The sequence below is a fragment of the Glutamicibacter sp. HZAU genome, from assembly GCF_004100365.1.
GTDB classification, from domain to species: Bacteria; Actinomycetota; Actinomycetes; order Actinomycetales; family Micrococcaceae; genus Glutamicibacter; species Glutamicibacter nicotianae.
The window spans coordinates 20089-38566 of record NZ_SCKZ01000001.1 but is presented as its reverse complement, the minus strand read 5'-3'; the positions used below and the strand labels follow the sequence as shown (position 1 = coordinate 38566).

General features: G+C 64.5%; 14 protein-coding genes. 5 read left to right on the top strand and 9 right to left on the bottom strand.

Annotated features, from left to right (window positions below):
• Positions 1-22 precede the first annotated feature (22 nt).
• On the bottom strand, positions 23-985 hold the full coding sequence (locus EKH49_RS00170; protein WP_128469130.1) for a LysR family transcriptional regulator: 963 nt from the start codon (positions 983-985) through the stop codon (positions 23-25).
• 234 nt (positions 986-1219) lie between these two features.
• Here EKH49_RS00170 and EKH49_RS00165 point away from each other — a divergent pair, with 234 nt between their 5' ends.
• A complete protein-coding gene (locus tag EKH49_RS00165) occupies positions 1220-4738 on the top strand; it encodes a bifunctional proline dehydrogenase/L-glutamate gamma-semialdehyde dehydrogenase (protein ID WP_128469129.1) in 3519 nt (1172 codons plus the stop codon).
• 74 nt (positions 4739-4812) lie between these two features.
• On the opposite strand, the gene EKH49_RS00160 is transcribed toward EKH49_RS00165, so the two are convergent.
• The 5 genes from EKH49_RS00160 to EKH49_RS00140 form a co-directional block, all read right to left on the bottom strand.
• On the bottom strand, positions 4813-5412 hold the full coding sequence (locus tag EKH49_RS00160; protein WP_066144743.1) for a hypothetical protein: 600 nt from the start codon (positions 5410-5412) through the stop codon (positions 4813-4815).
• Positions 5413-5466: 54 nt separating this feature from the next.
• Positions 5467-6639 carry an ABC transporter permease gene (locus tag EKH49_RS00155; RefSeq protein ID WP_128469128.1) on the bottom strand — a complete coding sequence of 391 codons (1173 nt, stop codon included), beginning with the start codon at positions 6637-6639 and terminating at the stop codon, positions 5467-5469.
• Positions 6636-7517: an ABC transporter ATP-binding protein gene (locus EKH49_RS00150; protein ID WP_128469127.1), complete on the bottom strand. Its 882-nt coding sequence runs from the start codon at positions 7515-7517 to the stop codon at positions 6636-6638. Before EKH49_RS00150 ends, EKH49_RS00155 begins: the two co-directional genes overlap by 4 nt.
• 79 nt (positions 7518-7596) lie before the next feature.
• Entirely contained in the window at positions 7597-8262 is a 666-nt protein-coding gene (locus EKH49_RS00145; RefSeq protein WP_128469126.1) for a response regulator, read from the bottom strand.
• Positions 8259-9629, bottom strand: coding sequence for a sensor histidine kinase (locus EKH49_RS00140; RefSeq protein ID WP_161567399.1), 1371 nt, complete (start codon positions 9627-9629; stop codon positions 8259-8261). The genes EKH49_RS00145 and EKH49_RS00140 overlap by 4 nt, the downstream gene beginning before the upstream one ends.
• A gap of 150 nt (positions 9630-9779) precedes the next feature.
• Between EKH49_RS00140 and EKH49_RS00135 the strand changes: the two genes are divergently transcribed.
• A complete protein-coding gene (locus tag EKH49_RS00135) occupies positions 9780-10331 on the top strand; it encodes an acyl-CoA thioesterase (RefSeq protein WP_121867277.1) in 552 nt (183 codons plus the stop codon).
• 23 nt (positions 10332-10354) lie between these two features.
• On the opposite strand, the gene EKH49_RS00130 is transcribed toward EKH49_RS00135, so the two are convergent.
• Together EKH49_RS00130 and EKH49_RS00125 are read right to left on the bottom strand one after the other, a co-directional pair.
• Positions 10355-10963, bottom strand: a complete 609-nt coding sequence (locus EKH49_RS00130) for a phosphoribosylanthranilate isomerase (protein WP_128469124.1) — start codon at positions 10961-10963, stop codon at positions 10355-10357.
• Positions 10960-11946 (bottom strand): acyl-CoA thioesterase, encoded by a 987-nt coding sequence (locus EKH49_RS00125; RefSeq protein WP_128469123.1) that lies wholly within the window; start codon positions 11944-11946, stop codon positions 10960-10962. The genes EKH49_RS00130 and EKH49_RS00125 overlap by 4 nt, the downstream gene beginning before the upstream one ends.
• 162 nt (positions 11947-12108) lie before the next feature.
• Here EKH49_RS00125 and EKH49_RS00120 point away from each other — a divergent pair, with 162 nt between their 5' ends.
• The 3 genes from EKH49_RS00120 to EKH49_RS00110 are packed head-to-tail and all read left to right on the top strand — an operon-like array spanning position 12109 to position 17393.
• On the top strand, positions 12109-13806 hold the full coding sequence (locus tag EKH49_RS00120) for an ABC transporter ATP-binding protein/permease (protein WP_161567398.1): 1698 nt from the start codon (positions 12109-12111) through the stop codon (positions 13804-13806).
• Positions 13806-15566, top strand: a complete 1761-nt coding sequence (locus tag EKH49_RS00115) for an amino acid ABC transporter ATP-binding/permease protein (protein ID WP_128469121.1) — start codon at positions 13806-13808, stop codon at positions 15564-15566. The genes EKH49_RS00120 and EKH49_RS00115 overlap by 1 nt, the downstream gene beginning before the upstream one ends.
• 60 nt (positions 15567-15626) lie before the next feature.
• On the top strand, positions 15627-17393 hold the full coding sequence (locus tag EKH49_RS00110; RefSeq protein WP_128469120.1) for an FMN-binding glutamate synthase family protein: 1767 nt from the start codon (positions 15627-15629) through the stop codon (positions 17391-17393).
• Here the strand turns inward: EKH49_RS00110 and EKH49_RS00105 are convergent.
• A complete protein-coding gene (locus EKH49_RS00105; protein WP_128469119.1) occupies positions 17390-18454 on the bottom strand; it encodes an enoyl-CoA hydratase/isomerase family protein in 1065 nt (354 codons plus the stop codon). The two genes, EKH49_RS00110 and EKH49_RS00105, sit on opposite strands and share 4 nt — an antisense overlap.
• Positions 18455-18478: the final 24 nt, after the last annotated feature.

The following is an 18478-nucleotide window of genomic DNA, read 5'->3' as shown; positions in this document are numbered from 1 at the left end:
CGGTCTGTGATCTATCTGTTATCTAGTCGACCGTATCGAAGTCTGCAGGTGTAGCCAAAATCGCCGAGTTGCTTGCATCACTCATTCCGGGCTGGGCATGCAGCGATTTGCGTACCGCGCGGATGGCCGGAGACTGGACGGAAGAATGCCGCATGGCGGTGAAGATCGTGCGCTCGGGAGCGCCGGGAAGATCCACCGTGCGCAGCGCGTGGCGCTGGTCGCGCAGCACCAGATCCGGGAGCATCGCCACGGCATTGCCCGAGGCGACAAGCTGCACGTGAGCCTGCAAATCAGCGGTTTCGTAGCGCAGGTCAGGCTCGAACCCGGCCAGCCGGCAGGCCTGCAGCGCCCAGTGCCGGCTGGCGGCCCCGTCGGGCTCGACCACCCAGGGCAGGGAAAGGGCATGCTCCAGGTGGTGCACCCGGTCGAATTCGGCGTTCCCGGCTCCGCCTCGCGCCGGCAGGGCCAGGCGGATCGGATCGTGAGTCAGAACACGCCGGTCGAGGTTGTCGTAGTGCGGCGCCGAGTGCCCCGAGTACTGCTCGGCGACCACCAGATCGAAGTTGCGGCTGCTGGTTTCATTCAACGCATCGGCTGGTTCCTGCTGGCTCATTTCCACCCGCAGGTTCGGGTGCTTGATGCGCAGCTCGCGCAGCACCGGCGGCATGAGACGCAGCATGGCGGTCTGGAAAACTGCCAGCCTGACGGTGCCTGACACCGTGGACATGGCCGCGGACAAATCGGCTTCGGCACGTTCCATCGAGTCGAGCAGCTCTTCGGTGTGGGCCACCAGGATCTGCGCCTGCGGGGTGAGCTTGAGCGTGCGCCCGGTGCGCCGCAGGAGCTCCACCCCGGTTTCCGCTTCCAGCTGGCTCAGCTGCTGCGACACCGAGGAGGGCGAGTAGCTCAGCGCATCGGCCACCTCGGCAATGGTTCCGCGGATATGCAGCTCGCGAAGCAGGCGCAATCTTCTCAGTTCAAGCAAGGTTTTCCCGCCATTCAGTTAATGCGGACTCACGGAGCCCGGATACTTTGGCAAAACCGAACGATTATCTTCGGCTTTGTTCACTTTTGCTTAAGACAATAAGGGTTCATACTCGATCTTGCACACAGCTTTTTCTTGCGCTCCGCCGGCAACGGCCAAACGCCGGGACAAGCCACAACGACATCAGCGTTCGGTGCCGAACCACAAGTACGAATTGCATCGAAGGGACCACCAGTGTCTTTCACCCATACCCAGCAGGCAGTGCCAGCCGCACTGGATGCCGACGGCAACCCGCTCACCTCGCCGGCCGAACTTGCTGACGACGTCATCAAGCTGGTGCGCCGCTGGCTCACCGAAGCCTCCGACTACCCGGTGGATGCCGCCGCCGCCCGCCTGGCCGGCGTGCTCAAGGATCCCAAGGGCCTGGACTTCACCGTGGGCTTCGTCGACGGCGTGATCCGCCCCGAAGACCTGAAGGTCGCGGCGGCCAACCTCAAGCAGCTGGCCCCCATGGTTCCAGGCTTCCTGCCCTGGTACATGCGCAAGGCCGTCGCCGTCGGCGGCGCCCTGGCCCCGGCTATGCCGCAGGTAGTTGTCCCCATCGCCCGCAGGGTCCTGCGCGAAATGGTGGGCCACCTGATCATCGACGCCTCCGACGCCAAGCTCGGCGGCGCGATCTCCAAGATCAAGCGCGAGGGCGTGCACCTGAACGTCAACCTGCTCGGCGAGGCCATCCTCGGCGAAGGCGAAGCCGCCCGCCGGCTGGATGGCACCACCAAGCTGCTTGAACGCGATGACGTGGACTACGTATCGATCAAGGTTTCCTCCACCGTCGCCCCGCACAACCACTGGGCCTTCGACGAAGCAGTGGAGCACATCGTTCAAAAGCTGCAGCCGCTGTACCAGCTGGCTGCCAGCAGCCCGAAGAAGAAGTTCATCAACCTGGACATGGAAGAGTACAAGGACCTGGAGCTGACCATCGCGGTCTTCACCAAGATCCTGTCCAAGCCGGAGTTCAAGGAGCTGCCAGCCGGCATCGTGCTGCAGGCCTACCTGCCCGATGCCCTGGGCGCGATGATCCAGCTGCAGGAATTCTCCGCGGCCCGCGTGGCCGACGGCGGCGCGCCAATCAAGGTCCGCGTGGTCAAGGGCGCCAACCTGCCCATGGAAACCATGGAAGCGGACATCCACGGCTGGCCGCTGGCCACCTGGCACACCAAGCAGGACTCCGACACCAGCTACAAGTCGGTGCTGGAATACGCCCTGCGCCCGGAACATGTGGAGAACATCCGCATCGGCATTGCCGGGCACAACCTCTTCGATGTCGCCTTGGCCTGGCTGCTGGCCAAGTCGCGCAACGTCACCGATGGCATCGAGTTCGAAATGCTGCTGGGCATGGCCACCGGCCAGGCCGAAGCGGTGCGCAAGGAGGTCGGCTCGCTGCTGCTCTACACCCCGGTGGTGCACCCGCAGGAATTCGACGTGGCCATCGCCTACCTGATCCGCCGCCTCGAAGAAGGCGCCAGCCAGGAAAACTTCATGTCGGCAGTCTTCGAGCTGGCCAAGAACGAGGAATTGTTCGAACGCGAGAAGAACCGCTTCCTCGCGTCGCTGGAAACCATGACCAATGTGGTTCCCGCCCCGCACCGCGTGCAGAACCGCCAGGTCCCGGACCCTGAGCTGGGCGCCCGCGTGGCAGGTTTCGCCGACGGCACCACCAAATTCTTCAACACCCCGGATACCGACCCGGACCTGGCGCAGAACCGTGCCTGGGGACGCGAGATCCTGTCCAAGATGCAGGACTCGCCGCTGGGCAAGGACCTGGTGAAGGGCAATACGCTGAACAGCGCCGGCGAGCTCGACGAAGCCATCGCCATGGGCGTGGAAGCGGCGGCCGGCTGGCAGCAGCTGGGCTCGGCCGAGCGTGCGCAGATCCTGCACCGCGCCGGCCTGCTCTTCGAGGAGCGCCGTGCCACCTTGCTGGAGGTGCTGGGCTCCGAATGCGGCAAGACCATCGACCAGGGCGATGTGGAAGTCTCCGAAGCCATCGACTTCGCGCACTACTATGCCGAACTGGGCCGCGAACTGGATGCCGTGGACGGCGCGAAGTTCGTCCCCTCGAAGCTGACCGTGGTGACCCCGCCATGGAACTTCCCGATGGCGATCCCAGCCGGCTCCACGCTCTCCGCGCTGGCCGCCGGGTCCGCGGTGATCATCAAGCCTGCCACCCAGGCCGCCCGTGTGGGCGCAGTCATGGTGCAGTGCCTGTGGGATGCCGGGGTGCCCAAGGACGTGCTGCAGCTGGTCTTCGTGGGCGACCGCTCGCTGGGCCAGCAGCTGGTTGCCGATGAGCGCGTTGACCGCCTGATCCTCACCGGCGGCTACGAGACCGCTGAGCTGTTCCGCTCCTTCCGCAAGGACCTGCCGCTGCTGGCCGAGACCTCCGGTAAGAACGCCATCATCGTCACCCCGAACGCGGACCTGGACCTGGCCGCCCGCGATGTCGTGGCCTCGGCCTTCGGCCACGCCGGACAGAAGTGCTCGGCCGCCTCGCTGGTGGTGCTGGTGGGCTCTGTGGCAGAATCCCGCCGCTTCAACAACCAGCTGATCGACGCGGTGAAGTCGCTGAAGGTCGGCTACCCGTGGAACCCGGAATCGCAGATGGGCCCGCTGATCGGCGAGCCGGGCGAGAAGCTCAAGCGCGGTTTGACCACCCTGGGCGCCGGGGAGCGCTGGGCTATCGAGCCGACGCAGCTCGATGATTCGGGCAAGCTCTACTCGCCGGGCGTGCGCTACGGCGTGGCCCGCGGCAGCGAATACCACAAGACCGAATACTTCGGCCCGATCCTCGGCGTGATGACCGCCGATACGCTGGAAGAAGCGGTAGAGATCGTCAACGAGGTGGACTACGGACTGACCTCGGGCCTGCACTCGCTGGATTCGGCGGAGATGGGCTACTGGCTGGAGAACATCCAGGCGGGCAACATCTACGCCAACCGCGGCATCACCGGCGCCATCGTGCAGCGCCAGCCATTTGGCGGCTGGAAGAAGTCGGCCATCGGCGCAGGCACCAAAGCCGGCGGACCGAACTACCTGGTCGGCATGGGCTCGTGGACCGATGCACCGGCCAAGCAGGGCGCGGCGCTCTCGGCCTTCGACGAACGCCTGCTGAACACCGCCGAACTGGAAGCCGATCAGGCGCAGTGGCTGCGCTCCGCGCTGGCCAGCGACAAGCTGTGGTGGAACACCGAGTTCAACCAGGCCAAGGATCGCTCGGGCCTGCTCGCAGAACGCAACATCCTGCGCTACCGTCCGGTCGATGTGACCGTGCGCTTCGAGGAAGCCACCAGCGGCCACGGCCTGGCCGAGGCACTGCGCGTTATCGCCGCCGGCGTCACCGCAGGGTCCCGCGTGCTCTTCTCCGCTGATGTGCCGCTGCCGCTAGGCGTGCGCAACTTGCTGGCCGAGAACTCGGTCACCGTGGTGCGCGAGGATGCCGCGGCCTTCGCCGCCCGCGCGGCGAAGCTGGCGGCGAAGACCGGCCCGGATTCCGCTGCCCGCATCCGCCTGATCGGCGGCTCGGTGAAGGCGGTTGCCGAGGCGACCAACGGCAAGCCGGACGTGGCCGTCTATGCTTCTCCGGTAACCGCCGCCGGGCGTGTGGAAATGCTTCCGTTCCTGCATGAGCAGGCGGTATCCATTACCGCGCACCGCTTCGGCACCCCTAATCACCTCAGCGATGAGTTGATCTAGCGAGTAAGCACATATGGCTGTGGCCAGCATCCAGGTGAATGGATGCTGGCCACAGCCTTTTTCTTGAGAACTATCTACTTCTTGCGTTCCTTGAGCTTGGCGGCCAGGAAATCGGCCGCGGCGGCGAGCAGCGCAGGAACAAGGTAGCGCGCCAAGGTCGCCAGGGTGAAGGCGAAGACGGATCCGCTGGCTGAACCTGCAACCGACAGGGCAACGAAACCCAGGCCCACCGCGGAGAGCAGGCCAACAATCCAGCCGGCGAGCTGGCGCGGACGCAGGATGAACCAGCCGGCCAGCGACAGCACCGGGAGCACGATGCCCCACACGGTGAAGTAGCCGGTGTACATGCCGGTCAGATCCAGCGCGGAGACCAGGAACCAGTCGCCGTACTCCACGGTGTCCAGCACTGGCAGCTTCAGCAGGATGTCCAGGACCAGCGATAGCAGGACCAGCAGCATCGCGAAGATCTTCGTGTCCTTGCGTGCTTCGAGCAGCCAGAAGCTGCCGATCGCCACGAGCCTGATCACCCAGAGGGCAATCAGCGAGAACAGGCTGCCACCGGTGACATAGTCGGCGGTGGACAGCAGCGTGGATCCGGTAATGCCAACGATCAGCACCAGCCAGACAATGATCAGGCGGGCCGGCAGATGCAACAGTGGTTTTTCTTCGCTCACTTGTTCAAGTCTAGTGACGCTGGCTGTGCAACGTCTTGGTCCCGCTTCACCGGCTCAGACCTCGAGCTTCAGTGCCTTGCGCAAGGTCAGCGCGCCACCGGTGTGCATTACCGCCCGGCGGTAGATCCGCTCCGCGAACAGCAAGACGAGCCAGCAGGCGGCAAGCAGGATGGCCAGGGAAAGCACCGGTTCCCAGATCGCTACTTCGCCGGAGAGCAGGCGGATGGGCATCGCCGCCGAGGAGACGATGGGAATGTAGGAAGCGACCACCAGGAAGCTGCCCTTGGCATACAACCCGATGAACAGCACCGCCATCAACAGCCCTACCACTGGCCCGCTGGACTGCTGCAGATCCTCGGTGCGGGTAGCCAAGGACCCCAGGGCCGCCCAGATCCCGGCCAGGAGCAGGAAGCCGCCGAAGAAGAACACCACGAACCATCCGGCCACCTGGGTGACGATTCCGAGGAACGGGATCTGGATCGGGGAAATGTAGGCGGCCAGCAAGCCGATGCTGAGGAAGGCCAGCAGCTGGAGCATCGCCAGAATGACATTGCCGATGATTTTTCCTGCCAGCAGCTGGTGCAGGCGGATGGTGCTGGCCAGGATCTCGACCACGCGGTTCTGCTTTTCCTCAATCACCGAATTGGCTATGGGCATGCCGAAGAGGAACGCCGCCATGTAGAAGAGGAAGGAGAAGACCAGTCCCATGACACTTGCCATCGCCGCCCGTTCGGAGTCGCCGTGAAGCTGGTCGGTGACCAAGTCGTCATTATCGGGCAGGCTGGATGATTCCAGTCCGGCCTCTGCGAGTAGTTGATCGGTCATCACCGATTTCATCGCCTCGCGGACCAGGGAGCTGAGCTCCTGGTCAACCTCGTTGAAACCGGTCAACGTGAATTCCTGTGCGTCATCCGAAGCGGACAAGATGGCGCTCAGCTGCTCGGCGGAGAGCTGCTGCTTGGCATTCTCTGGAGTAAGCCGTGAAATGCTCAATTCCACATCGTCGGGGCGATCCTTGATCACCTGCTCCAGCACCTGGTAACTCGTATCGTCGGTGGCTGCCACGGTGAAATGCGAGGCGCGATTGCCGAGGACACCGGTAATGGCCACCGAGCCGACGATGAACAGCAAGGTCACGATGGTGCTGATGATGAAGGCCTTGTCGCGCAGCTTCGTTTCGACTTCGCGCAGGGCAACGATGAGCCAGGGGGCTGTGGAAGCGTTCACTTGATGATCTCCCGGTAGATGTCGGCCAGCGAAGGGCGGTGGACCGCGAACTCTGCCACCGGGCCGCGGCTCATGGCGGTGGCCAGCACGCGTTGGGCATCTGATTCGGAATCGAAATTCACCAAAGCCTCGTGGCCCGAAATATCGATGACGGTGACGCCAGGTTCGCTGCGCAGCCACCCGGTGTCGGAACCCAGGGAGAGCCGGTGGCGGGAAGCCTGGGTTGCACGGAGCTCATCAGCCGAGGAATCAGCCAGGATCCTGCCGTCCTGGATGATCACCAGATGATCCACCAGCACATCGAGCAGATCCAGCTGATGCGACGAGAAGAGCACCGGAACGCCGCGCGCCGCATAGTCGCGCAAGATCGAACTCATCGCATCAACGGCGATGGGGTCGAGGCCGCTGAAGGGTTCGTCGAGGATGAGCACATCGGGCTCGTGCAGCAGTGCCGCGGTGACCTGCACGCGTTGCTGGTTGCCCAGGGACAGCGATTCGAGCTTCGACTTGGCTCGGTCATCGAGTCCGAAGCGGGCCAGCAGTTCCATGGCGCGTTTCCGCGCACCGGAGCGGGTCAGGCCATGCAGCTGTCCGAGGTAGACCAGCTGGTCGATGACGGGCTGCTTGGGATACAGGCCGCGCTCTTCGGGCATGTAGCCGAAGTTGGGGCGCGTAGCCCCGGTCAGCGGCTGGCCGTTGAGCGTCACGGAACCCGAATCGGCGCTGAGCAATCCCATGATGATGCGCATGGTGGTGGTCTTGCCGGCACCATTGGCGCCGACGAATCCGGTCAGCGCCCCGCCCGGTACGGTGAAGCTGATGTCGTTCAGGACTGGATTCTGCGCGAATGACCGCGACACATGATGTAGCTCAAGCATGCTTTCCTCTGCCAGATATTGTTCCTGCTCATCAGCTTAGGAAAAGACGGCGCATTTGCGCTCCCTCTGGGGAATGAAACTATTGGATGAGTCCGGCGCGGTGGGCGAAGAGGACACCCTGGACCCGGTCGCGCAGGTGCAGTTTTGCCAACAGGTTGGACAGGTGGGTCTTCACCGTGGCTTCAGACAGCGAGAGCACCGCTGCGATTTCCTGGTTGTTCTTGCCCTGGGCCAGCTCGGACAGGACCTGGCGTTCGCGTTCGGTGAGCGTCTCAAGCCGTTGCGCTTCGGCAGATGGCTCTGCCGAATCCGCGCCAGCGCCAGCCCTGGTGCCACGCTGGATGAGCTTCAGCGTGACTTCGGGGGAGAGCAGGCCATGGCCGGCGGCGACCTGGTGCACAGCGGTGACCAGCATTTCAGGTTCGGCATTCTTCAGCAGGAAACCGCTAGCGCCGGCATCCATGGCGTCAAAGAGGTAGTCGTCGCGGTTGAAGGTGGTCAGCACGATGACCTTGGTCTGCGTGGTGCTGGCGATGAGCTTGGTGGCTTCGATGCCGTCCATCTGCGGCATCTGGATATCCATCAGCGCCACCGTGGGATTCAGCTCGCGGACCAGGTCCAGGCCCGCTTGACCGTTCTCTGCCGTGCCGATGACCTGGATTTGCGGGTCGGTTTGCAAGATCAATTTCAGCGACGACAGGATCAGGGACTGATCGTCACAGATCACCACGGTAATTTTGCTCATGATGACAGTCTAGTTGCCGCGTCGGACACCACCCGCAACCGGGCTCGGGTGCGCCAGCCGTGCGGAATGCGCGGGCCGATTTCCACCAGCCCGTGATGCAGCTTGGCGCGTTCGCGGATGCCGCGCAGGCCGTAGCCGCCTCCGGCTGAATCAGGCCGGGGACGGCCGCTGTCGGTGACTTCGACTTCTACCCATGCGCCCTCCGCATCGGTTCCCGAGCGCAGCGAGAAGGTGGCTGTGCGGGCAGTGGAATGCGCGCGGACGTTGGCCAAGGCCTCGCCGCTGATGCGGTAGAGCGCGAGCGACAGGCCGGCTGGCAGGGAAGAAATGAAACCGGGCTGGTGCTCATCGCACGAGAGCTGGATGCCCAGTCCCTGCCGCTCATTCGTGGCGATCAGCTCGTCGAGCTGCGCCATGGACGGTTCGGGGTTCCGTGCGCCCTCGGCCGAGCCCGGCACATCATCCGGGTCGTCATGTTCGCGCAATACGCCCAGCAGGGCCCGTGTTTCGCTGACTGCGCTGCGAGCCGAGGATTCGATGCCGCGCATCAGCTCGATTGACTGCTGGGGATCCCGGTCATGCACCATGCGGGCGGCCGAAGCCTGGACGCCCACCGAGGCGATGTGGTGGGCGATGACATCGTGCAATTCGCGGGCAATGCGCAGCCGTTCCTGGTTGACCGCGCGGTCTGCCAGCTGCTGTGACTGCTCGGCAATGCGCTGCGCCTGGATTTCGACGATCTGGCTGGCATAGGCATTGGTCCAGCTGACCATGCCAAGGAAGATCGCACCTCCGAAGAACATCAGGTTCATCAGCAGGTTGTAGAGGACGAAGGCCGTGGTTGTGGGCAGGACGCCTGCCGGTTCTTCGACCATGGAGGTGCCGGTCGCCTTGAACAGGTCCGAGGAGAAAAAGGAAATGATCAGCCAGGTGGCCATGAACAACAGCACCACGCTCATTGCCGTCCACAGGCCCCGGCGGTTCTTCGACCAGGTAACCGCCGTGTAGATGCCAATGAAATAGGCCAGCTGCGCGCAGAGTTCCATGCCGACCCGGTAGGTGTTCTCGTTACCGGCGCCGAAGAAGGCAGCCGAACCGATGAGCATCATCGAAATCGGCCAGCGCCGGCGGAACATCAGCGGCACGATCAAGGACGCCAGGACCAGGTAGGAGAGCAGGCGATCTGGCGCGTCCTCCCGTTCGGTCAGGGACTGCATGAGTTCGTGCATGGCCAGCGCCAGCAGCAGGAAGCCCGCGGCAACGATCACATCGCGGCGCAGTCCCTTCCGATCGGGAGCGGGGCGTGCCCAATCCACCGGAGGCAGCGTCGGGAGCCGACGGTGAACTAGCTCGGGCAGTCGGCGCATGATGTTCCTTGTTTGTTGCGTTGGCCAGGCATTGGAACCGATTTTACCGTTTTGCGCTGTTCCGGGCATGAGCCTGGAGGCTTAGTCTCGATGCTGAGCTGGGAAGGACATGATCTAGGAATAAAGGTTACTAACGAGTAATGTGATGGTATGCACATGATTTTCCGAATTCTCATGGTCTACCTGAAAAGCAAGAAGGCTTCCAAGCTGACCTTGTTCGACACCAGCTCAGTGGACATGCGCGCCACGCTGACCGATATCGACTTTGCCGGCCACATCAACAACGGCATGTACTTTTCCATCTTCGACCTCGGACGTTTCGATCTGATGTTCCGCTCAGGCGTCTGGGACATCATGTCCAAGAACAAGTGGGTTCCGGTCGTGCAGACCGAGACCGTCACCTTCCGCAAGTCGGTCCGCCTGGGAACCAAGTTCTCGCAGGAAACCCGGCTGATCGGCATGGACGACAAGTGCATCTACTTCGAGCAGCGCATCGTGGTGAAGGGCGAGATCTACGCCCGCGCCTACATTGCCACCCGCATGACCTCGAAAAAGGGCGCAGTTCCCAATGAGGAAATCCTGGCGGCTGTCGGCTTGGAAATGCCGGAAGACCTGGTGCTGCCTCAATGGCTGCACCAATGGCGCGAGGACGGTGCGCTGCCCAGCACCCGCAAGCCCGCCCCGCATAACTGGATCCGCTGAATCAGCTGTCGCGGGGAGCTTGGCTAGGACTTGGCTGCTTCGATGAAACTGGCGATCAGCTTGGGATCCTTGACCCCGCGCGCTGACTCCACGCCGGAAGAGACATCGGCGCCGAAAGCGCCGGAGGCGTCCAAGGCTTCAGCCACATTCTGCGCGGACAGCCCGCCGGCCACCAGCCAGCGGCGTCCCGCGGCCAGGTCCTTCACCGCCGCATAGTCCCAGCTTTCGCCGCTGCCTGGAACCGAGGCGTCGATGAGCAGCAGCTCCTCGCCCCAATCGGCGAACTGCTCTTCGGAGTCATTGCGTCGCACCGCGCGGATGACCTTGAACCCCGCCTCGTGAGCGGCTGCCACATCCGCGGCCGTGCGCTGCCCATGCAGCTGCACCCAGCCCACGCCGGCCCGTCCGGCCCGCTCCAGCACCTTGCCGATGTCCTCGCCGCGGAAGACTGCCACGGTGGCAATGCCTGCGGGAACCGCCTTGACCAGTTCGGCAGCGCGCTGGACCGGAATTTCGCGGACGCTTTCGGTCAGCACGAACCCGACGGCATCGGCGCCGTGGGCCACGGCGACGTCCACGTCCTGGGCTGTGGAGAGGCCGCAAACCTTGACGAATGGCTTATCTGTGCTCACTTGGCGTTCTCCTCGGCCAGATGCACTGGGGTGTAGCCGCCGGGCGCGTTCGCGCGGATGGCCAGCAGGTCGCGGGCGTGATTCCAGAGCCGCCGGTCCTCCTCGGAGACCGGAACCCGCGGCTTGACCGGAACAGCAGTCCCGGTTTCATCCCGCGTGACCATCACGGTCAGGCAGTAGGTTGTCAGCTGCATGTTGGTGGTCTTCGGATCGCCCGAACGCACGTGCACGGCAATGTGCATGCCCTTGTTGCCGGTATAGACCAGGCGGGCTTCGACCTCTACCAGGTGGCCGATCAGCAGCGGCCGGTAGAAGCGCACCCCGCCGGAGAACACCGCAACGGTTTCCTGCTGGCAGTAGCGGGCCGCGCACAGCTCCGCGGCATCATCGATCCACTTCATCACGATGCCGCCGTGCACCTTGCCGCCCCAGTTCACATCGGTCGGCGCCGCCAAAAAGCGCAGGACAACCCGCTCGGCGGTGCCTTCATCGGTGTAGACCTGGCCATTCATGGACGCGACAATCTGCTCGCGGATCTCGATGCGTGCCAGCGCATTCTCGCGCATGGCGATTTCCTTGGCCGTGCCCGGGGTGAACGTTGGAACCGGTGTCGGCTTGCCCTCCTCGTCCACGGCTACGAAGATCACCAGGCAGCTGCTGGATTTCACCGGCCGCAATTCGCGCGGATCGCTGAAGGACACCTCGGTATGGATATGCATCGAGCTGGTGCCGGTGTACACCACCGAAGCGGTGACCTCCACCAAATCGCCGGAGTGGATCGGGTCCTCGAAATGGATGTTGCCGACATAGGCGGTGACGCAATAGCTGGAGGACCATCCCACCGCTGCGGCGTAGGCGGCCTTGTCGACCCATTCGAGAACGGTGCCCGCAGCCACAATCCCGGTCACATCGACGTCGGTCGGCGCGGCGAGGAACCGCAAGGTGACAGAATGCGGACGTTGTTTCAGCTCCGGAGTGCTCATGCACTCCAGTTTCGCGCACTTCGCAGGCCACGGGCAATGTATGACGCTTCAACGGCCCGCGCCTTGACGGCACATTCCGCGGCGGGCGGCTGCCGGGTGGCTCTGGCCTAGGATAGGAGGGTGCGTAGGGTCTTTGGAATTTTTTCGGCGTCAACAGCCATCGTGGTGGCACTGAGCCTGATTGCCGCGGCCGGAACCGCCGGCCTGGTGATCGTCGTGGGCCAGGGCCTGGATGAGCTCTTGTCCCATCGCCGGCTGGGCGCCCAATGGTATTTCAGTGCTATCGGCGAGCTGCTGGCCATGGCCGTCGCCACCTTCCTGATTCCCGTGGTGATCTCGCGCAACGGCCAAGACCTCACCGAGCACCACCGCATGAAGCTGCTCAAGCACTACCTGTCCATCGGCCCGCTGGCAGTGCGTGCCGCAGGCGAGGGGGAACTGGTCCATGTTGCCATGGATTCGGTGGAACGGTCGGTGAAGTACCGTTCAAGCTTCATCGGCCCGGCCGTCTCCGCGGTGGCCACCCCGGTGTTGATCCTGTGCTTCATCGCCTTTGCCATTGACCCGCTCAGCGCACTGCTGATGCTGGTTCCCACCGCACTGGTTCCGGTCATCGTGCTGGGCTTCCAGCGGCGCTTCGGCGCCTCGAACGGAGAATACCGCCGAGCCCAGGGCATCCTCTCGGCGACCTTCCTTGATGCGCTGCGTTCCCTGGGCATGCTCAAGCTCAACGGCGGCAGCCGCTGGATGGGCGCCCGCATTCAAAAGGCCACCGAACGGGTACGACAGCAGGTGATGAAGCTGCTGGCCCGCAACCAGCTGATCCTGCTGGTCATCGATTCAAGCTTTGCCGTGCTGCTGCTCGCCACCGCCTGCCTGCTGGCCTGGTGGCGCGCCGGCTCCGGGGCGATCTCCCCGGGCGCAGCGCTGTCCCTGGTGATCCTGAGCTTCTTGATGCTCGCGCCGGTGAACTACGTGGGCAGCTTCTTCTACATCGGGATGACAGGTAAAGCCGCCGAGAAGAAGCTGGCAGAGGTCGCCGGCATCCCGATGCACCGCTCCATGGCCAACCCGCTGGACGTGGACCTGCGCCACCGCGATCTGATCCTGGACGGCGTCAGCGCCGGCTACGACAGCGGGCAGCAGGCGCTGTCCGGCATTTCCTGGCATTTCCCGGCAGGCTCGCGGACCGCCATCATCGGGCCATCGGGCAGCGGCAAGACGACCCTGCTGCGCGTGCTCCAGGGACAGCTCGAAGCGTCGGACGGCACCATCCGCGATGCCCGCCAGGCCATGGGCCCGGCAACCCTGAAAGCCAGCACCGCCGTGGTGGAACAGCAGGCAACGCTCTTTGGCATGAGCCTGCGCGAGAACCTCCTGCTCGGTGCGCCAGGCGCCAGCGACGGCGAACTGCTCCACACGCTGCGCCGGGTCGGGTTGGGACCGTGGTTCGAGGGACAACCCGATGGATTGGACCAACGCCTGGGCGAGGGCGGGTCACGCCTCTCCGGCGGCCAAGCCCAACGCCTGGCGCTCGCCCGGGCCTTGCTTGCGCAGCGTCCGATACTGCTGCTCGATGAACCGACCAGCGCCCTGGATGTGCAGAGCGAAGCGGAAGTGCTCGGGGCCCTGCGTACCCTGGACCGCAGCACCACGGTCATTACCGTCACCCACCGTCTGGGCCTGCTCGCCGACTACGACTATGTGCTGGTCATGGACCAGGGACAGCTCATCCAAGCCGGAAGCCGCGAAGAACTGCTGGCCACCGATGGCTATCTCAAAGAGGCAATGGACGGATTCCGCCACCGCGCCGAAGCCCTGCACACCGGCGGCCGGACCGAAATGGGGGAGGGGAACTAATGCATACACAGAAAACCTCCACGCTCAAGACCGTCGCCTGGCTGCTGGGCAGCACCAGGGATCTGCTCCCGCCGCTGCTGCTGGCCTGCGTGCTCGCCTGCGCCACCCGGCTGGCGTCCCTGGGAATCTACGTCATCGCCGGCCTCGGCCTGGCTAAGGCCCTGCAGCTGGACACCGGGTTGCTGCCAGCCGGCACCGGCTGGGGCATGCTGGCAGCCGCGGTGATCTTCCTGGGACTGGCCAAGGGAGCACTGCGCTACCTGGAACAGTATGTTGGCCACCGGGTGGCGTTCCTGTCGCTGGCACGATTGCGCAACCGCATGTACGAGGCCTTCGAACGCCAAGCGCCATTCACCGCCGACACCAAGAATTCCGGCGGGATGCTCGCCAAGGCCACCAGCGACATCGACAAGGTCGAGGTGTTCTTCGCGCACACCTTGCCCCCGGCCGTGGCGGCCGTAGTAGTCAGCGCCTTGGGAACCTGGGGCACCTGGACGATCTTCGGCGGCGAACCGGCCCTGGTGCTGCTCGCCGGCTATGTGCTCATTGGCGTGCTCATCCCGGCCATCGGCGTCGGCTCCCTGCGCTCCAGCGCCCGGAGCACCGCCGCCGCCCGCGGAGTCCAGAATCAGCTGCTGGCCGACACGCTGGCCGGCATCGACGTGATCCACGGCTTCAACGCCGGCAAACCGGTCATGGAGAGCCTGCGGGGCAGCCTGCAGCAGACCAGGCAGGCCGCCCGCTCGACCGGTAGCTGGACCGCGGTACGGGCCACGCTGACCCAGCTGGTGATCTGGGGCAGCCTGCTCACGCTCTTTGTCCTGCTGGGATCCGCCGGAGAATTCGGCACGCTGCTCCTGCTGTGCTGCGCCCTGGTCCCGTCCTATGAAGCGGTGCGCGCCGTGGACGGCTTCATCCTGGGCCTGCAGGACTCGCTGGCCAGCGCTCGCCGGCTGCACGCCACCGCGGCAGCCAGTCATCCGGTGCATGAAACAGCCAACCCGGTGCCGTTGCCTGCCACCGGCACGCTGCGCGTTTCGGATCTCTGTGTTGAATTCGAAGGCTATCGCGCAGTTCGCCGCGTGGACTTCGACCTCGAACCGGGATCCTTGATCGCACTGGTGGGCGAGAGCGGGTCCGGCAAGTCCTCGATCGCCGCCGCCCTGGTGCGGTCGGTGGAAGCGGAAGGCAAGGCGAGCTTTGCTGATGTGCCGCTGGAAGCCGCGAGCTTGGCGCAATTGCGCCAGCGGATCATCCTGGTCTCCCAGGAGGCGGTGATGATCCGCGGCACGCTGCGCGAGAACCTGCTGCTCGGTGCCGAGGGGATCAGCGACGCGGCGATGGAAGCAGTCCTTGAAGAGCTGGGCATGGGGCCATGGCTGCGCAAGCAGAAGGACGGTTTGCAGACCCGGCTGGGGGATCGCTTTGCACGGCTTTCCGGCGGCCAGCGGCAACGGGTGGCCCTGGCCAGGGCGCTGCTGCGCCAGCCTGCGGTGCTGATCCTCGATGAATCCACCAGCGCGCTGGATGCCAGCAGCGAGCAGCTGGTCCTGGATGCTGTGGAGCGCCGGCGCGCCGAAGGGATGGCAGTGCTGATGATCAGCCACCGGCTCTCGATCCTGAACCGGGCGCGCAGCGTGCTGGTGCTCCACGATGGCCAGGTGCGCGAACGCGGTGCGGCGCATCAGCTGCTGGCCGACGAGCAATCCTTGTTCTCCCGCATGTCGGTGCGCGAAGCAGACAGGATCCTGCCCAGCTGATTCACCGGCCGCTGGCTTGAGGGGACTGACAAGCTGGCAGGGACGTACTAGGCTCGCAATATGATGCGAATAGTGGTTCTCCTGTTCCTGGCAGTCCTATTCACAGGCTTCGTGGTGACCGCGATCCTTGCCGGCACCTCCGGCGAATGGGTCTGGTGGATCCTCGTCGTGCTGACCGGCTTGCTGGTGCTGCTGGGCATCAGGGACCTGTCGCAGAAGAAGCACGCGATCCTGCGCAACTTCCCGATCGTCGGGCACGCCCGCTACCTTTTCGAGTTCATCCGCCCCGAGATCCAGCAGTATTTCATCGAGCGCAACACCGATGGACGCCCCTTCAGCCGCGATACCCGCTCGCTGATCTATGCACGGGCCAAGGGCGCAGATAGCCACAAGGCCTTCGGCACGGAGCTGAACGTCAATGAAGTCGGCCACGAATACCTGCTGCACTCGGCGGCCCCGGTGGCCCCGGCAACCTCGCAGCACCGCGTTCGGGTGGGCTCCAGCCAATGCTCGAAGCCCTACGAGATCTCGCTGATGAACATCTCCTCGATGAGCTTCGGGTCGCTGTCCGCCAACGCCGTGCTCGCCATGAACAAGGGAGCGGCGACGGGCGAGTTCGTCCACGAAACCGGCGAGGGCGGGCTGACCAAGTACCACCTGGAATACGGTGCCGACCTGTTCTGGGAAATCGGTTCGGGCTACTTCGGCTGCCGCACCCCGGAAGGCCGCTTCAACCCGGAAACCTTCGCGGCCAAGGCGAACCACGAGAACGTCAAGGGCATCACCATCAAGCTCTCCCAGGGCGCCAAGCCAGGGCTCGGCGGCGTGCTGCCAGCTGCCAAGGTCACCGAAGAGATCTCCGCGGCCCGCGATGTCCCGATGGGCGTGGACTGCATTTCGCCCGCCAGCCACGCAGAATTCTCCACCCCGCGCGAGTTGATGCATTTCGTGGCGAAGCTGCGCGAACTGAGTGGCGGCAAGCCGGTGGGGATCAAGTTCTGCGTCGGTTCCCGCACCGATGTCATGGCCTTGTGCAAGGGCATGCTGGAAACCGGAATCCTGGTGGATTTCATCACCATTGACGGTGCCGAGGGCGGCACCGGCGCCGCTCCGCTGGAATACGAAGACCATGTTGGCGCGCCGCTGACCGAAGGCTTGATGCTGGTGCACAACACCTTGGTGGGTGCCGGGTTGCGCGATGAGATCCGCCTCGCCGCCGCGGGCAAGGTCGCCAACGGCTCGGACATCATCAAGCGGCTGATCCAGGGGGCGGACTTCACCTTCTCGGCACGCTCCATGATGATGGCCACCGGCTGCATCCAAGCCCAGCAATGCCACACCAACCACTGCCCGGTTGGCGTGGCTACGCAGAACAAGCGACTGATGCGCGCACTGGATGTGGAGGACAAGGGGCACCGCGTCTACAACTACCATCGCCTGACCGTCACCGAATGCGCGCAGATCATGGCCTCGATGGGGCTGACCAGCCCGGAACAGCTGAACACCAGGATGCTGCGCCGCCGGGTGAACCTTCAGTCCACCCGCTCCTACGCTTCGCTGTTCCAGTGGCTGCGTCCCGGCGAGCTGCTAGAGGACATTCCAAGTTCCTGGAAGGAGGATTGGGATGAGGCGGATGCCGACCACTTCGGAGAGCATGCGCCGCTGGACTATGCGGCGCCCAGGAGCGTGGACATCACCCCGTCGACGGTCCACGAACCAGAAGATGCGGTGAGCGCACCGCGCATCGAGCCGAGGGAATCAGCGAAGGTGCGGCCGGTGCATGCGGATGTCACCCGGCCAGAAGGCAAGCCCGGGGCCGACAGCTAGCCTTCCGAATCAGCAGCCAGGGACCGCAAGGCCGCGTGGTCGACTCCGTCCAGCGAAGCCGGAATCCATGTGGGATTGCGGTCCTTGTCAATGACCTGGGCGCGGATGCCCTCGGCAAGATCCGGGCGGTGCATCAGGTAGCGGGCCGAGCGCAGCTCGCGGTCCAATGCCGAACGCAGGTCCTGCTCAGCACGGGCGGCACGCACGTTGTAGAACGCGCTGGCCATGCTGGTGGGGCAGTTCGCCGCCAGCATTTGCGCCGCGCGCTGCGCCGCGGGATGGACCATCTGCCCCAGGCGCTCGATGACTTCCTGCGGGGAGCCGGCGCTGAAAGCATGGTCGATCCAGCCGCGATCCATCTCCAGTGCGAAGGACTCCGGGGCTCCGTGCATGACCTCGATGGCCGCCGCGATCTCGCCGGCATTCAGCCCGGCGAACTCCTCGAGCTCATCGAGGATGTTCTCGGCGAATTCCTCGGTGACCACGACGTCGGCGAAACCGAGAAGCACTGCATCTGCTCCGGTGAAGGACTGCGCGCTCATGGCGTAGTACTCGCCGAAGTGTCCCGGGGCGTTGGCCAGCAGGTGGCTGCCGCCCACATCAGGGGTGTAGCCGATCTTCGCTTCGGGCATTCCCATGGTGGCGTTCGGGGTCACCAGGCGCACCGGTGCGTGCGAGGCCAACCCGATGCCGCCGCCCATGGTGATCCCGTGGGCCAAGCTGATCAGCGGCTTGGGGTAGGCGGAGATCAGATAGTCGAGCTCGAATTCGGCGGAGAGCAGATCAACAAAGTCCTGGTGCCGTCCGGTGGTGACCGCTGCATGGAAATCGGCAATGTCCCCGCCGGCGCAGAAGGCGCGCTCGCCGCGGCCGGTGAGCAGCACCAGGGAAATCGAAGGGTCCGCGGCCCAGGCGCGCAGCACCCGGCCCAGCTCGGTGAGCATTTCCAGGGTCAGAGCATTGAGCTTGCCGGCGCGGTTCAGCTGGATATGGCCGATGGGGCCATGCACGGCCGAGATGACCACGCTGTCGCTGGAGGATGCAGGGCTTGGGTTCTCCACCGGGGAATTCCTCTTTCTTGGGAC

Excerpts from the sequence above, each read along its gene's own strand:
- EKH49_RS00150 (WP_128469127.1), bottom strand. The coding sequence starts at position 7,517 with ATGCTTGAGCTACATCATGTGTCGCGGTCATTCGCGCAGAATCCAGTC.
- EKH49_RS00145 (WP_128469126.1), bottom strand. The coding sequence starts at position 8,262 with ATGAGCAAAATTACCGTGGTGATCTGTGACGATCAGTCCCTGATCCTG.
- EKH49_RS00140 (WP_161567399.1), bottom strand. The coding sequence starts at position 9,629 with ATGCGCCGACTGCCCGAGCTAGTTCACCGTCGGCTCCCGACGCTGCCT.
- EKH49_RS00135 (WP_121867277.1), top strand. The coding sequence starts at position 9,780 with ATGCACATGATTTTCCGAATTCTCATGGTCTACCTGAAAAGCAAGAAG.
- EKH49_RS00125 (WP_128469123.1), bottom strand. The coding sequence starts at position 11,946 with ATGAGCACTCCGGAGCTGAAACAACGTCCGCATTCTGTCACCTTGCGG.
- EKH49_RS00115 (WP_128469121.1), top strand. The coding sequence starts at position 13,806 with ATGCATACACAGAAAACCTCCACGCTCAAGACCGTCGCCTGGCTGCTG.
- EKH49_RS00110 (WP_128469120.1), top strand. The coding sequence starts at position 15,627 with ATGATGCGAATAGTGGTTCTCCTGTTCCTGGCAGTCCTATTCACAGGC.